The organism is Geodermatophilus sp. SYSU D00684 (assembly GCF_054050455.1).
On the sequence record NZ_JBJGZI010000004.1, the window covers coordinates 36894 to 51659 of the forward strand.

The window sequence follows — 14766 nt, forward strand, 5'->3', positions numbered from 1 at the left end:
CTCCGACGCGCCGGGCGGGCTACGCCCGGCGGCCGAGGCGGGCCAGCAGGCGCTGCTGCGGGCCGGCGCCGTCGGGCAGCTCGACCGCCGGCGCGAACAGGCCGGGCACGCCGTCGGCGGGCAGCCGGCCGGCCATCGCCTCCGCCGCGCGGACCAGCGCCGGGTCCAGCGTCTCGTCCCCGCCGGTGGCGCGGGCGAGGTCCCAGGCGTGCACGGTGAGGTCGGCGGTGAGCTCCTCGACGTACTCGCGCGCCGGCGTCGGCCCGCGGGACAGGTGCACGGTGCCGGCGGCCAGGTCGGCGGTGGCGACGGCGGCCAGCGCCTCGTCCGCGACGGTCTCCCACGCGGTCAGCGGGTCGTCGCCCAGCAGGGTGTCGGTCCCGGACGGCACGCGCGCGGCGACGTCGTCGAGGGGCTCGCCGGCCAGCAGGCCGGGCACCCAGTGCGCCTCGCCGACCAGGTGCGCGACGAGGTCGGCCACCGTCCAGCCGGGCAGCGCCTCCAGGTCCCACTGCCCCGGCTCGACCGCGTCGACGCGGTCGGTGAACGTGGCCTGCGCGCGCTGGAAGAGCTCCAGCAGCTCGGTCGGGGACGTCGTCGGCTCGGTCACCGGACCAGTCAACACGGACGCCGAGGGCCCGGCACCCGTGACGGGTGCCGGGCCCAGGCGAGGTGCTGGAACGGCCTCGTCCCCGGGTCCCGCGGCGCGCGGAGCGTGTCGTGGGGAGGGGCGAGGTCCTTCTAGTACGTGGGGAGCGTCTTGTCGATCCGCGTCGCCCACGCCGTCACGCCGCCCTGGACGTGCACGGCGTCCCTGAAGCCGGCGTTCTTGACCGCGGCGAGCACCTCGGCCGAGCGGACGCCGGTCTTGCAGTGCAGCACGATCGGCTTGTCGTTCGGCAGCTGCGCGAGGGCGCGGCCGGAGAGGATCTCGTCCTTGGGGATGAGCGTCGCGCCCGGGATCGAGACGATCTCGTACTCGTTGGGCTCGCGGACGTCGATCAGCTCGAAGTCCTTGCCCGCGTCCATCATGTCCTTGAGCTCGTCGACGGTGATCGTCGAGCCCGCGGCCGCCTCCTGGGCCTCGACCGACACGACGCCGCAGAAGGCCTCGTAGTCGATGAGCCCGGTGATCGGCTCGGCCTCGGGGTCCTTGCGCACCTTGATGGTGCGGAAGGTCATCTCCAGGGCGTCGTAGACCATGAGCCGGCCGAGCAGCGTCTCGCCGATGCCGGTGATCAGCTTCACCGCCTCGGTGGCCTGGATGGCGCCGATGGTCGCGCAGAGGACGCCGAGCACGCCGCCCTCGGCGCAGGAGGGGACCATCCCGGGCGGCGGGGGGACCGGGTACAGGTCGCGGTAGTTGGGCCCGTGCTCGTTCCAGAAGACCGAGACCTGCCCGTCGAACCGGTAGATCGAGCCCCACACGTACGGCTTGTCGAGCAGCACGCACGCGTCGTTGACCAGGTAGCGCGTGGCGAAGTTGTCGGTGCCGTCGACGATGAGGTCGTACTGGCTGAAGATGTCGAGCACGTTGTCGCTGTCCAGCCGGGTCTCGTGCAGCCGGACGTCGATCAGCGGGTTGATCTCCTTGATGGAGTCGCGCGCGCTCTCGGCCTTCGACCGGCCGACGTCGGACTGCCCGTGGATGATCTGCCGCTGCAGGTTGGACTCGTCGACGACGTCGAACTCGACGATGCCGAGCGTGCCGACGCCCGCGGCGGCCAGGTACATGAGCACCGGGGAGCCCAGGCCACCGGCGCCGACGGCGAGCACCTTGGCGTTCTTGAGCCGCTTCTGCCCGTCCATCCCGACGTCCGGGATGATCAGGTGGCGGCTGTAGCGGCGGACCTCGTCGATCGACAGGTCGGCGGCGGGCTCCACCAGGGGTGGCAGGGACACGCTTGCTCCTCAGGGGTCGCGGACTCCGGCCCTGGCCGGTGTTTCGTGCGCACAACAGCGTGACAGGACGCCTTGTTCCCCCGGCCCGGAGGTCCCTGGCCCGCGAGGTCCTAGCCCGCGAGGTCCCTCCGGGCGTACCGGGCCAGCCCGGCGGCCGCCAGCACCGCCGCGACGGCGAGCATCCCGGCCGCCCCGGCGCCGTCGAAGGGCTCCGCGGGCACCGCCGCGAGGTGCGCGAAGGGCGAGGCCCCCCGGACCCACCCCGGCCAGCGGAAGCTGTCGGCGAGGACCAGGAGCAGGTAGCCGCCGGCCGCGGGCAGCACGCCGACGGCGAGCACGGCCGACGGCAGCCAGCCCAGCGCGAACAGCGCCGCGCCCAGGCACAGCAGCGCCACGGGGACGACCGACAGCGCGCCGGCCAGCGCCTCCCCGAGGCCCAGGCCGGCGCCCACCCACGCGGCACCCGCCCACGTCGCCACCCCGGCGGCCGCGGCGACGACGACGGCGCCGGTCGCGACCGCACCCGTCTCCCAGGCCACCCAGCGCACCCGCCCGACCGGCCGGCTGTAGAGCAGGGTGAGCCGGCCCGACGTCTCGTCGGCGGCGACCGCCGCCACCCGCGCGGCGGCGTACGCCCCGACCGGCACCGCCAGCAGGGTGAACAGCGACGCCGCGTAGCCCTGCACCGAGGCCAGCCGGTCGAACCCGGCGGCGGCCGCCATCTCCGCGAAGACCGGGTTCTGCCGCAGGAAGTCGACCATCGCGGTGGCCAGCAGGCCGATGAGCAGGAAGTAGGCGGCGACGCCGAGGGACCAGGTCGCCGTCGGCCGCCGGGTGCGGTGCACCGCGAGGCCGGGCAGCGAGCGCAGCAGCCGGCTCGGCGCGTGCGCCCGGTCCGCGCGGTGCCACCGGCCGGCGCCGACGTCCCGCGCCCCGGACAGGGCGACGGCCAGGACGGCGGGCGCGGCCACGAGGACCGCCAGGACGAGCAGCGGCGCCCACCGGTCGGAGGCGTAGGGCGCCACGCGGCCGAGCAGCCCGAACGGGCTCGCCCACTGCAGCCAGGACAGCGCGGCCACTCCGTCGCCGACCATCCGCGCCAGCAGGCCGGCGAGCACGACGGCGACCGCGAGGCCCGTGGCGGACCGCCGCTCGGCCAGCAGCTGCCCGGCCAGCACGCCGAGCGCGCCGCCGGCCATGGCGGTGCCGCCCACGACCGCGCCGAACAGCACCGCCCCGGCCGGCGCGGTCCCGGCGAGCAGCATCCCCGCGACCACCGCGGCACCGACCACCGCTCCCGCCCCGAGCAGGACCCCGAGCGCGGTCCGGGCCAGCGTCGCGAGCCGGACCCGGCCGGCGAGCAGGAGGTCGGCCCGGCCGGCCTCCTCCTCGCCGCGCGTGAGCCGCGTCCCGGCCAGCGCGGCCCAGACGCCGGCCAGCACGAGCGCGACCGTGCCGGTGCGCCAGACGGTGAAGCCGCCGGCGTCGTCGAGGGCCAGCGGCGGCCCGAACAGCGTGCGGATCGCGGGGTTGTCGGCCAGCGCGGCGAGCGAGTCCAGGCCGACCGCGCCGCTGAGCGTGGACTCGTACTGCTGCGCGACGAACGCCGGGAGCCCGCCGCACAGCAGCGCGACGACCAGCGTCCCGCGGCGCACGGACCGGACCGCCACCCGCCGGACCGCCGTCGCCGGCCGCGCCGGGGCGACGGCGGGCCGCCGGCCGGGGACCGCACGCGGCGCGGTGCGGGTGGTCACGCCGCCCGCCCGTAGTAGTCGAGGAAGATCTCCTCCAGCGACGGTTCCCGGACGTCGAGGCGCACCACGTCGGCGTCGCCGAGGACCCGCAGCACCGGGCCGGGCGGGCCGGTGAGCGCGAGGGTGACCTCCAGCGGCGTCGTCCACCGGACGTCGGCCACCCCGGGCAGCTCGGCCAGCCGGGCGAGGCCGGGCGCGGGACCGGCGAGCTGCACGGTCACCTCCGAGCGGCGCAGCCGGCGCAGCTCCGCCAGGCCCGCGACCTCCACCAGCCGGCCCGCCCGCAGGATCCCGACCCGGCTGCACACCGCCTCGACCTCGGCCAGCTGGTGGGAGCTCAGGAAGACCGCCTGCCCGCGGTCGGCGGCCTCGGCGATGCAGGCGCGGAACTCCCGCTCCATGAGCGGGTCCAGGCCGCTGGTCGGCTCGTCGAGGACCAGCAGCGGGGCGCGGGTGGCGAACGCGGCGACGAGGGCGACCTTCTGCCGGTTGCCCGTCGAGTAGGCGCGGGCCCGCTTGCCGACGTCGAGGGCGAACCGCTCGACGAGCTCGTCGCGGTAGGCGGCGTCGGTGCCCGGGCCCACCCCGGCCAGCAGGTCCAGGCACTCCCGGCCGGTCAGCGACGGCCACAGCGCGACGTCGGCCGGCACGTACGCGAGGTGCCGGTGCGCCTCCCCGACGTCGGCCGCCGGGTGCCCGAACACCTCTGCGCGGCCGGTCGTCGGGCGCAGCAGCCCGAGCAGCATGCGGACGGTGGTGGACTTGCCGGCCCCGTTGGGCCCGAGGAAGCCGAAGACCTCACCCGGCGGGACGGTCAGGGAGAGGTCCACGACCGCCTCGGTGGCGCCGAAGCGCTTGCCGAGGGAGTCCAGCAGCACGGCGGGGACGTCCGGAGTCGTCATGGCGGTCCGATCGGGTCGTCGGGATCACGACTGCCGACCAGACTTCCCGGCGCACCGGCCCCGGAGCGTAGACCCGGCCCGCGCCCGGCGGGAGGGCTCCGCGCCCCTGGTCAGGGGAAGGGCCAGGCGTTCCTCACGCACCCCTCGAGGCCGAGGGTCTGCTGCTGCATCACGGGAGCGACCTGGCCGGGACCGGAGCAGTCCTGGTGGCCGTTGCCCAGCGCGTGCCCGACCTCGTGGTTGACGACGTACTGGCGGTAGGTGGCGACGTCGCCCTGGTAGTGGGGGACGGCGGTCTCCCAGCGGGCCAGGTTGATGACCGCGCGCTCGCCGTACCGGCAGGAGGTGTAGCCGCCGGTGCCCACGCCCGGGCAGTAGCGCTCCATGCTGCCGGGACTGACCAGGCTGACCCGGAAGTCGTAGGCGCCGGCGTCGGTGGCGTCCACGCGCTGGAAGGACATCCGGCCGCCGTTGCCCCACGAGCGGGGGTCGCCGAGGGTGGCCTCCACCGCGGCCGCGAACGCCGCGCCGTCGACGCCGATGCCGTCCTCGACCTCGACGACGAAGCGCTGCAGCGGGCCGGTGCCGTAGACCCCCGAGCTGCCGGGGACGACCGCCACGGTGCCCGCGCCCTGCTCCACGTACGTGCCGGCCGCCGGGGCCGGGAGGCCGGTCGGGCCGGCGTCGCCCTCGGCGGGCGCGGTGGGCGCGGGGGTGTCCGTGGGGGTCGCGCTCGGCGTCGAGGAGGCCGCCGACGAGGAGGGCGCCGTCGAGGCCACCGATCCCGTGCTGCCGGCGGTCGCGCCCACCCGGGCCGGCGTGCCCGGGCCGAGCAGGTCGACCACCGTCAGCACGGTGGCCACGACGAGCAGCGGGATCGCGTAGGCGCGCCAGCCCCACCGGGCCACGAACCGGCCCACCGTTCCGCCGCGGCGCCGCTGCGGCCGGGCGGCCCGGCGGCCGGCGCCGGGCCGCGCCTCCGGCTCCGCGGGCCGCGGGGACCGGGGCCGCGCCGGCGGATCGCGGCGGTCGGCCGCGGGCCCCGGAGTGCGGGAGGACGGAGTGCGGGAGGACGGAGCGCGGGAGGACGGCGCGCGGGAGGGCAGCGGCGGGAGCGGAGGGAGTCCGCGGGCCGGTTCCCTCCCGATCCGGGCCCCGGGGGGCCGGCCGGGCGGAGGACCTGCCACGGTGCCGCCTCCTCGCCGTGTCGGGCCTCGCGGCCGCGGGGCCGCCGGTCGTCCTTCCGGTCACGCAGTGTCGCGGGCGGCGTCACCGCGCGTCCAGGTCAGGTTCTCACGCGTCACACGAGACCCGTGCGACCCGCGGGTGGCGCGTCGCGCGACCCGGCTCAGCCCGCGCGCACCTCCGGCTCCTCGTCGTCCGCGGCCCCGGTGGCGCCGTCGCGGTCCCCGGCGTCGAGGTCCCCGGCGTCGAGGTCCCCGGCGTCGAGTTCCTCGAGCAGGCCGAGCACCGCCCGGGCGGTCTCCTCCGGCGCCTCGAGCATCGCCACGTGGCCGACGGTCTCCAGGACCAGCAGCCGCGCGTCGGGGACGGCCGCGGCCAGCCGCGGGGCCAGCCGCGGGTCGACCAGCCGGTCGCGGTCGCCCCAGACCACCAGCGTCGGCATCCGCAGCGCGCGGGCCAGCCGCCAGGCGTTGGCCCGGCCGACCCGCAGGTAGGAGGTGATCAGGCCGCGCATGCTGCGGGTGAGCGCCCGGTTGGCCCACTCCTGCCGCACCCGCTCGCGGGTCTCCTCGACGGCGGCGTCGACCCGCTCCGGCGGCACCCGCGCGGGCTCGCCGAAGCACATCTGCAGCATGCCGCGCACCGACTGCTCCGGCGTCACGCCCGCCAGCCGCCGCTCGGCGACGCCCGGCACGCCCGGCAGCAGGAGCAGCAGCAGCGCGCGGCTGAACGCCTGCGGCACGCGGTAGACCGGCATCGCCGGGGAGACCAGCGTCAGTGACGCGACGAGGTCCGGCCGGCGGGCGGCCACCACCAGGCTGACCAGGCCGCCGAGGCTGTTGCCGAGCAGGTGCACCGGCCCGCCCTGCCCGTCGCCCGGCTGGTCCCGGACGTGCTCGAGGACCTCGACCACCGCGCGCACGTGCCCGCGGATGGAGTACGAGCCGCCGGTCGGCGGCTGCGAGCGGCCGAACCCCGGCAGGTCCACCGCCCACCCCGCGCAGCGGACGGCGAGCAGCGCCGCCAGGTCGGTCCAGTTGGTGGACGCGCCGCCGAGGCCGTGGACGTAGAGCGCGCGCTCGCGCGGCGCCCCGGGCGGCCCGGCCCACGGGGTGGTGCGGACGTACACGGTGCCGCCGCTGACCGGCAGCTCCCGGCCGGGCCACGCGTCCGGCGGCGCGCCGGGGACGGGCAGGGGCGTCGTCGAGAGCCGGGCGGTGGACGACGGGGCGATCGACGGGGGCGCCGGCGGGCGGCGGCGCACGCGACGGACCTCGGGCACGCGGCGAACGGTATGCCAGCCGGAGGTGTCGCGTGGAGCGGGTGACCCGCCGGTAACATCCCCGGGACCATGCAGTCCTCCCGACCGGCCCCCGTCCGCCGCACGTCGCGGCTCCCCCGCGGCGCCCGGCGGCTGCAGCTGCTGCAGGCCGCCCAGGAGGTCTTCGTCGCGCACGGCTTCCACGCCGCCGCGATGGACGACATCGCCGACCGCGCCGGCGTCAGCAAGCCCGTCCTCTACCAGCACTTCCCGGGCAAGCGGGAGCTCTACCTGGCGCTGCTCGAGCAGCAGGTCACCGAGCTCACCGACCGGGTGCGCGAGGCGATGGCCGGCACCGAGGACAACCGGCAGCGGGTGCACGGCGCCGTCGGCGCCTACTTCGACTTCATCGACGCCGAGGGCGGCGCGTTCCGGCTCGTCTTCGAGTCCGACCTGCGCAACGACGACGACGTGCGCGCCCTGGTCGACCGCGGCAACCGGGCGTGCGTCGAGGCGATCGCCGAGGTCATCTCCGGTGACACCGGCAGCTCGCCCGAGCAGGCGCACCTGCTGGCCTCGGGGCTGACCGGCCTGGCCGAGACCAGCGCCCGATGGTGGCTGGCGCAGAAGGGGACGGTGACCCGCGACGAGGCGGTGTCGCTGATGTCCGCGCTGGCCTGGCGGGGCATCTCCCGCTTCCCGCGGGTCGAGGGCGAGCCGGCCGCGGGCTGATCCGGTCCCGCGCCGTGCCTGTTCGCTGAGGGCACAGGCGCACGCCGGGGCCGCGCACCCCGCGCTGGACTAGCGTGGTCGGCAGCCGTGCAACCCGAGGAGGCATCCCCCGTGGAAGTCAAGATCGGTGTCCAGCACTCCCCCCGGGAGCTGGTCGTCGACAGCCCGAAGACCCCTGACGAGATCGCTGCCGACGTGGCCGCCGCCGTGTCCGGCGGCACGAAGGACGGGCTGTTGACCCTGGAGGACGAGCGGGGCCGCCGTGTCCTCGTCCCGGTCGACCGGATCGCCTACGTCGAGATCGCCCAGGCCGACCAGCGCCGGGTGGGCTTCGTCGCCGGCGCCTGAGACCCCCGTACGTCCCGGGAGGGCGTCCCCGCATCCCGCGGGGACGCCCTCCCGGCGTCTTCAGGGGTTCAGGCCGAGGGTCTTCATGCGCTCGGTGTGCGCGGCGGTGATGCGGTCCACCAGCCGGACGACGCCGGTCAGGTCGCCGGTGCCGCCGATGATCAGCCGGGCCAGGCCGTCCCGCTCGGCGATGACCGCCTGCGACTGGGAGATCGCCTCCCCCACCAGCCGGCGTCCCCACAGCGCGAGGCGGCCGGCCAGCGTGCGCTGCGCGGCGATCGCGGCCCGGACCTCGCGGACGGCGAAGTCGGCGTGGCCGGTGTCGGCGAGCACCTCGAGTATCAGCGACCGGTCCGGATCCGGCAGGGAGCCGGCGATCTCGCGGTAGAAGTCGGCGGCCAGGCCGTCGCCGACGTAGGCCTTCACCAGGCCCTCGAGCCAGGTGCGCGGGCGGGTGCCCTCGTGGAAGCCGTCGAGCGCGGCGACGAACGGGCGCATCGCCTCGGTCGGGTCCGCGCCGAGCTCGGTCAGCCGCTGCGCCAGCCGGTCGTGGTGGCCCATCTCCGCGGCGGCCATGCGCGCCAGCGCGGCGCGGCCGGCCAGGGTCGGCGCCATCCGCGCGTCCTCGGCCAGCCGGTCGAACGCGGTCAGCTCCGCGTAGGCCAGCACGCCGAGCAGGTCGACGACGGCTCGGGTGTCGACCGTGGTCACGTGCCACCTCCGGGTGGTGTCGGGGCGGGCGGGGCCGCGCGGCGACCGAGGCTAACCGCTGTCCGCGCTAGCATGGGGAACAGGCGGGCCGCCAGGCTCGCTGGTATCTGTGCGCTGACGAACGTCGGACGACGCCCTGAGGAGCCCCGATCGGGCACCGGGCGCGTCCCGGTCCTCCCCGGTCCGCTGGCCGCGTCGGCGCTGGAACGCATCCCGCGACACCCGACCGCGGAGCGCCCCGGGCGACGACGCCGTCGCCCCGGCAGCTCCCCCAGCCGACCAGAGGCGAGAGCACTGACCTCCATCGAGAACACCCCCACCGAGACCACCCCCACCGGGACCAGCACCCCGATCACCGAGCTCGAGCACGCCGAGACCGGCGCGCCGGCCCCCGAGCAGGTCGAGCAGACCGTCGAGGCCCTCGGCGGCGCCCCCGTCGAGGAGACCGCGCCGCTGTTCAGCGACTTCGACGTCCACCCCGACGTCGTCGCGGCGCTGGGCGAGGCCGGCATCACCCGGACCTTCGCGATCCAGGAGCTGACCCTCCCGCTGGCGCTGGCCGGCAACGACCTCATCGGGCAGGCCCGCACCGGCACCGGCAAGACCCTCGGCTTCGGCGTCCCGCTGCTGCAGCGCGTCGTCCCCGCCGCGGAGGGCGGTGACGGCGTCCCGCAGGCGCTGGTCGTCGTCCCCACCCGCGAGCTGTGCGTCCAGGTCGCCCGCGACCTCGGCACCGCCGGCGCCAAGCGCGGCATCCGCGTGCAGGCCATCTACGGCGGCCGCGCGTTCGAGCCGCAGGTGTCCGCGCTGCGGGCCGGCGTGGAGGTCGTCGTCGGCACCCCCGGCCGGCTGCTGGACCTGGCCGAGCAGGGCCACCTGATCCTCGGCAAGGTCCGCGTCCTGGTCCTCGACGAGGCCGACGAGATGCTCGACCTGGGCTTCCTGCCCGACATCGAGCGGATCCTCGGCATGGTCCCGACCCAGCGGCAGACGATGCTGTTCTCGGCCACCATGCCCGGCCCGATCGTCACCCTGTCGCGGTCGTTCATGACCCAGCCGACGCACATCCGGGCGCACGGCAACGACGAGGGCTCGACCGTCCCGCAGACGACGCAGTTCGTGTACCGGGCGCACAACCTCGACAAGCCCGAGCTGCTCGCCCGCGTGCTGCAGGCCCGCGGCCGCGGCCTGGCCATGGTCTTCTGCCGCACCAAGCGCACCGCGCAGAAGGTCGCCGACGAGCTGGTCGACCGCGGGTTCGCGGCCGCCGCCGTCCACGGCGACCTCGGCCAGGGTGCCCGCGAGCAGGCACTGCGCGCCTTCCGCAGCGGCAAGGTCGACGTCCTGGTCGCCACCGACGTCGCCGCCCGCGGCATCGACGTCACCGGCGTCAGCCACGTCGTCAACTACCAGTGCCCCGAGGACGAGAAGACCTACGTGCACCGGATCGGCCGCACCGGCCGCGCCGGGCGCGAGGGCGTCGCCGTCACGCTGGTCGACTGGGACGACATCCCGCGCTGGCAGCTGATCAACAAGGCGCTGGACCTGCCGTTCGTGGACCCGCCGGAGACCTACTCCACCTCGGCGTGGGTCTACACCGACCTCGACGTCCCCGAGGGCGCCAGGGGCCGGCTGCCGCGCTCGCAGCGGACCCGCGAGGGCCTCGACGCCGAGGTGCTCGAGGACCTCGGCGAGACCGGCCGGAAGCCCAAGGGCGCCGGCCGCGGTCCCGCGCGGGAGGAGCCCCGCACCGAGGACGAGCGCCCGGCCCGGTCCCGCTCGCGCCGCCGCACCCGCGGCGGCGGTGCCGCGGCCGAGGCCATCGCCGCCCCGCCGGCCGACGCCGCGCCGGCCGAGGCCGGGTCCGCCGAGGCCTCGGAGGACCCGGCCGGGGACGCCGCTGACGGGTCGGGCGAGGGTGCGGCCAAGCCGCGCCGGCGCCGTCGCCGCCGCGGCGGCCGGGGTCGCTCCGGCGCCTCCGCCGACTCCGGCTCCGGCGCCGAGGGCCAGGACGGCGACGGCGACGGCGGCGACTCCGAGTCCGCCGCGTAAGACGCCGCGTGGCGCTGCGTCCCCCGCCGCTGCGGGTGTGGGTCTGGACGGCGGCCACCCTCGCGCTGGCCGTCGTCGCCACCCTGCTGTGGCGGGGGTCGAGCGTCGCCGCGACCGACAGCACCACCGCCGCCGAGCCGCCGGTCCCCTCGGCCGCGCCGGCCGGTGAGGTCGGGCCCGCCTGGTCGGTCGACGTCGACGTCCCGCTGCCGGACGCCGTCGTCGAGGGTGGCCGGGTGGTCGTGCCCGTCCCCGACGGCGTCACGGCGCTGGACCCGGCCACCGGCGAGGAGGCCTGGCACTACCGGCGCACCGACGCCGCGCTGTGCGGGCTCTCCGCCAGCGACGGGCTCGTCGTCGCGGTCTTCCGCACCGCGGACCGCTGCGACGAGGCGCTGGCGCTCACCGCGGCCACCGGCGTGCGCGCCTGGACCCGCAACCTGAGCCTGCGCGGCGAGGCCACCGTCACCGGCGCCGACCAGGTGGTCCTCGCCAGCAGCGACACCGGCGTCGTCGTCCTCGACCCGGTCGGGGACAACGTCCGCTGGCGGGCGGGCGCGGAGTCCGGCTGCACGCTGCTCGACACCGCCGCGGGCAGCGCCGGCGTCGCGGTGCTGCAGCGCTGCGCCGGCTCGGCCGCCGTCCAGCTGCGGCTGTTCGACTCCTTCTCCGGCGAGGCCCGCTGGACCCGCGACCTGGCCGTCGCGGACGGCGCCGAGGTGCGGCTGGCCGGCGCGGACCGGCTGGTCGCCGTCGTCGCCGGCGACGCCCTCCTGGTCCACCGCCCCGACGACGGCGCCCAGCTGCAGGAGCTCGCGCTCCCGGCCGCGACCGACGGCGGCGCGGAGGGCGACCCGGTGCTGCAGTCCGGGACCGGCGACGTCGCGCTGGTGTGGGCGCGCGGCACCGTGTGGGCGCTGGACCGGACGAGCGGCGCGACGCTGTGGTCGACGCCGGCCCTCGGCCTGCCCACCGCGTCCGCCGCCGGCAAGGGCGAGGTCGGGCAGGCCGGCGTCTGGGTGCCCGAGCCCGACGGCCTCGTGCTGCGCGACCCGGTCACCGGCGCCGAGCTCTCCCGGGTGGCCCTGCAGGCCCCGCCGGCGCCGGGCGGGCGGGCCGCCGTCGCCGGGCCGGTGCTCGTCTACGCCCTCCCCGACCGGGTGCTCGGGTACGCCTAGTCCCCCGCACGGCGGCGCGGCCGCCGCGGGCGAGGTTCACTGGGGACCATGGTCCTGCCCGGCACCTCGCACAGCCCCGACCTCGCCATCGCCGCCGACGACCTGCGCCAGCTCGCCGACCACGACGCGACGCCGCGCACCCTCCCCGGGCGGGCCGGGCCGCTGGCCGCGCTGGACACCGGCGGCGACGGGCGCAGCGGCACCGTGCTGCTGGTCGCCGGCTACACCGGCAGCAAGGAGGACTTCGCTCCGCTGCTCGCGCCGCTGGCCGCCGACGGCTACCGGGTGGTGGCGATCGACCAGCGCGGGCAGTACGAGTCGCCCGGCCCCGACGACCCGGCCGCCTACTCGGTCGCCGAGCTCGCCGCCGACGTCGTCGACGTCGCCCGCCTGCTGCGCGAGGAGACCGGCACCCCGCACCTGCTCGGGCACAGCTTCGGCGGGCTGGTCGGCCGCGGCGCCGTCCTCGCCGACCCCGCCGCCTTCCGGTCGCTGACCCTGCTCGGGTCGGGCCCCTCCCGGCTGGGCGGCCTGCGCGCCGAGCTGCTCGAGCACCTCGGCCCGCTGCTGGACTCCGGCGGCGTCCCGGCCGTGCACGCCACGCTCGAGCAGCTGGCGATGACCGACGAGCGCGCCCAGGCGGTGCCCGCCCCCACCCGCGCGTTCTACGCCCGCCGGTTCCTCGCCAACACCGCCGCCGGGCTGCGCGGCATGGCCGACGCGATGACCACGGAACCCGACCGGGTCGCCGAGCTGGCCGCGACCGGCGTGCCGGTGCTGGTCGCCTACGGCGTGGCCGACGACGCCTGGCCGACGGACGTGCAGGCGGACATGGCCCGGCGGCTGGGCGCCCGGCACGAGGTCATCGACGGCGCGATCCACTCCCCCGCCGTCGAGAACCCGCGCCGCACGCTCGAGGTGCTCGAGGCGTTCTGGTCCTCGGTGCCGGAGGGGACCCGGTGAGCGACCTCCGGCCCTCGGCGCGCGACTGGACCGCCGAGGAGGACCTGCTCGGCTTCTTCGGGCCCGACAGCGTCACCTGGCGGGTGCACGCCGACCCGGTCTACAGCGTCGGCGGGCTGCGCGCGCTGCTGCTGCAGGCGCTGCACCCGGTCGCGATGGACGGGGTGGCCCGCAACTCGGTCTTCCGCGCGAACCCGTGGCAGCGGCTGGTGCGCACCGCCGAGTACGTCGACACGCTGACCTTCGGCACCCGCCGCGAGGCGATCCGCGCCGTGCGGCGGGTCCGCGGCATGCACCGGCGCCTGGGCGGCACGGAGGAGACCACCGGCCGCACCTACCGCGTCGACGACGCCGACCTGCTGCTGTGGGTGCACAACTGCGAGGTCGACTCGCTGCTCGACGTCGCCCGCCGCACGGGCGTCGTCACCGCCGCCGAGGCCGATCGCTACGTGGCCGAGCAGGTGACCGCCGCCGAGCTCATCGGGATCGACCGCGCCGACGTCCCCGACTCGGCGGCCGCGCTCGCCGGCTACTTCGAGCGGCTCCGGCCCGAGCTCACGCTCACCGCGGCCGGGCGGGAGGCGTGGCGCTTCCTCGTCGTCCCGCCGATGCCGCGCTGGGTGCAGTTCCTGACCCCGGCCCGGCCGGCCTGGGGGTCGCTGGCGTCGCTGGCGGTGGCCACCCTGCCGCCGTGGGCGCGCCGGATGGCCTCGCTGCCCGGGCTGACGCTGACCGACACCGCGGCGACGGCGGCGCTGCGGGCGTTCCGCACCGGGATGCTCGCGCTGCCCGACCGGGCCCGGCACTCCCCGATCCGGCGCGCCGCCTTCGAGCGGACGGCGGGCGCGGTCGAGGTGGGCGCCTAGCCCCCCCGCGCCTGGCCCTCCCGCGCCTGACCCTCCCGCGCCCGGGCCTCCACCGGGTCGTCGGCGGGCAGGAAGCTCCACGTCTCCCGCGGCGGCGTCGCCGCCTGCCCCACCGGGCAGCTGGGCCGGAAGTCGCACCAGCCGCACTGCCGGCCGGGGGCGGCGGGGAACGCCTCGTCCGGCGGCACGCCGTCCTCCATCCGCCGGGTGGCGACGGCGATGTCCTCCGCGACGTCCTCGGCCCGGCGCACGTGGTTGGCCAGCGACCGCTCGGTGTGCTCGAAGGAGGCGACCGTGCCGCTGGGCAGGTGGTGCAGCTCGACCCGGCTGCACGGCCGGCGCAGCGTGCGCCGCACGCCGAGCACGTAGGCCGCGAGCGCCGCCGACCCGCGCGCCTCGTCGTCGGTGCTGGGCACCCGGCCGGTCTTGTAGTCGACGACGACCAGCTCGTCGCCGCGCTGGTCGATGCGGTCGACCCGCCCGGTGAGCGCCAGCCGCTCGGTGGTGCAGGAGACCTGCCGCTCCAGCCCGACCGGCTCCTCGGCGGGGTCCAGCGACTCGACGTAGCCGGTGACCCAGCCGGCCGCGGTGGCGCGCCAGCGGGCGGCCTGCTCGTCGTCGCGGAAGCCGTTGGCCGACCAGACGCCGTAGAGCAGCTGCCGGGCGGCGACGGCGGTGCGCCGGCCCCGCGGCAGGTCCCACCACGAGCGCAGGGCGGCGTGCACGGCGGAGCCGACCGTGTTGTGCGCCCACGGCGGGCCCTTGGGCGGCGTCGGCCGGTCGACGTAGGCGAAGCGGTAGCGGCGCGGGCAGTCGGCGAAGGTGGCCAGCTTGCTCGGCGTCGCGGGGAACAGCCGGCGCGGCATGCCGGGCATCTCGAGCTGTGCGCCGTCGGACTGCCTCACCCGGCCA

The 14766-nt window shown here is 77.2% G+C and carries 14 protein-coding genes; 6 read left to right on the forward strand and 8 right to left on the reverse strand.

All coding sequences use genetic code 11. From position 1 onward, the window contains the following. Positions 1-19: 19 nt before the first annotated feature. From ACI79L_RS03645 to ACI79L_RS03670, 6 genes are all read right to left on the reverse strand, one after another. Positions 20-610: a TIGR03086 family metal-binding protein gene (locus ACI79L_RS03645; RefSeq protein ID WP_456935462.1), complete on the reverse strand. Its 591-nt coding sequence runs from the start codon at positions 608-610 to the stop codon at positions 20-22. A 131-nt stretch (positions 611-741) separates the two neighbouring features. Further along, a complete protein-coding gene (moeZ, locus tag ACI79L_RS03650) occupies positions 742-1902 on the reverse strand; it encodes an adenylyltransferase/sulfurtransferase MoeZ (protein ID WP_456929361.1) in 1161 nt (386 codons plus the stop codon). Positions 1903-2012: 110 nt separating this feature from the next. After that, complete coding sequence (locus ACI79L_RS03655; protein ID WP_456935463.1) at positions 2013-3656, reverse strand: hypothetical protein; 1644 nt, start codon at positions 3654-3656, stop codon at positions 2013-2015. Further along, positions 3653-4558: an ATP-binding cassette domain-containing protein gene (locus ACI79L_RS03660; RefSeq protein ID WP_456935464.1), complete on the reverse strand. Its 906-nt coding sequence runs from the start codon at positions 4556-4558 to the stop codon at positions 3653-3655. Before ACI79L_RS03660 ends, ACI79L_RS03655 begins: the two co-directional genes overlap by 4 nt. Positions 4559-4668: 110 nt before the next feature. Next, positions 4669-5478: a DUF3152 domain-containing protein gene (locus ACI79L_RS03665; RefSeq protein WP_456935465.1), complete on the reverse strand. Its 810-nt coding sequence runs from the start codon at positions 5476-5478 to the stop codon at positions 4669-4671. Positions 5479-5906: 428 nt separating this feature from the next. After that, positions 5907-7025 carry an alpha/beta fold hydrolase gene (locus ACI79L_RS03670; RefSeq protein WP_456935466.1) on the reverse strand — a complete coding sequence of 373 codons (1119 nt, stop codon included), beginning with the start codon at positions 7023-7025 and terminating at the stop codon, positions 5907-5909. 69 nt (positions 7026-7094) lie between these two features. Here ACI79L_RS03670 and ACI79L_RS03675 point away from each other — a divergent pair, with 69 nt between their 5' ends. Both ACI79L_RS03675 and ACI79L_RS03680 read left to right on the forward strand, forming a co-directional pair. Beyond that, positions 7095-7736: a TetR/AcrR family transcriptional regulator gene (locus ACI79L_RS03675; RefSeq protein ID WP_456929366.1), complete on the forward strand. Its 642-nt coding sequence runs from the start codon at positions 7095-7097 to the stop codon at positions 7734-7736. A gap of 111 nt (positions 7737-7847) precedes the next feature. After that, positions 7848-8084: a DUF3107 domain-containing protein gene (locus ACI79L_RS03680; RefSeq protein ID WP_387991600.1), complete on the forward strand. Its 237-nt coding sequence runs from the start codon at positions 7848-7850 to the stop codon at positions 8082-8084. Positions 8085-8144: 60 nt separating this feature from the next. Here ACI79L_RS03680 and ACI79L_RS03685 read toward each other — a convergent pair whose 3' ends face one another. Beyond that, positions 8145-8795, reverse strand: a complete 651-nt coding sequence (locus tag ACI79L_RS03685) for a ferritin-like fold-containing protein (RefSeq protein WP_456935467.1) — start codon at positions 8793-8795, stop codon at positions 8145-8147. A gap of 72 nt (positions 8796-8867) precedes the next feature. On the opposite strand from ACI79L_RS03685, the gene ACI79L_RS03690 reads away from it, so the two are divergent. The 4 genes from ACI79L_RS03690 to ACI79L_RS03705 are packed head-to-tail and all read left to right on the forward strand — an operon-like array spanning position 8868 to position 13854. Further along, a complete protein-coding gene (locus ACI79L_RS03690) occupies positions 8868-10847 on the forward strand; it encodes a DEAD/DEAH box helicase (RefSeq protein ID WP_456935468.1) in 1980 nt (659 codons plus the stop codon). Positions 10848-10855: 8 nt separating this feature from the next. Continuing rightward, positions 10856-12025, forward strand: a complete 1170-nt coding sequence (locus ACI79L_RS03695; RefSeq protein WP_456935469.1) for an outer membrane protein assembly factor BamB family protein — start codon at positions 10856-10858, stop codon at positions 12023-12025. A 48-nt stretch (positions 12026-12073) separates the two neighbouring features. Then, positions 12074-12988 (forward strand): alpha/beta fold hydrolase, encoded by a 915-nt coding sequence (locus ACI79L_RS03700; protein ID WP_456935470.1) that lies wholly within the window; start codon positions 12074-12076, stop codon positions 12986-12988. Continuing rightward, the gene (locus ACI79L_RS03705; protein ID WP_456935471.1) at positions 12985-13854 is read left to right on the forward strand and encodes an oxygenase MpaB family protein; all 870 of its coding nucleotides are present in this window, start codon (positions 12985-12987) and stop codon (positions 13852-13854) included. Before ACI79L_RS03700 ends, ACI79L_RS03705 begins: the two co-directional genes overlap by 4 nt. On the opposite strand, the gene ACI79L_RS03710 is transcribed toward ACI79L_RS03705, so the two are convergent. Next, positions 13851-14759, reverse strand: a complete 909-nt coding sequence (locus ACI79L_RS03710) for a RecB family exonuclease (protein ID WP_456935472.1) — start codon at positions 14757-14759, stop codon at positions 13851-13853. The genes ACI79L_RS03705 and ACI79L_RS03710 overlap by 4 nt on opposite strands. Positions 14760-14766 lie beyond the last annotated feature (7 nt).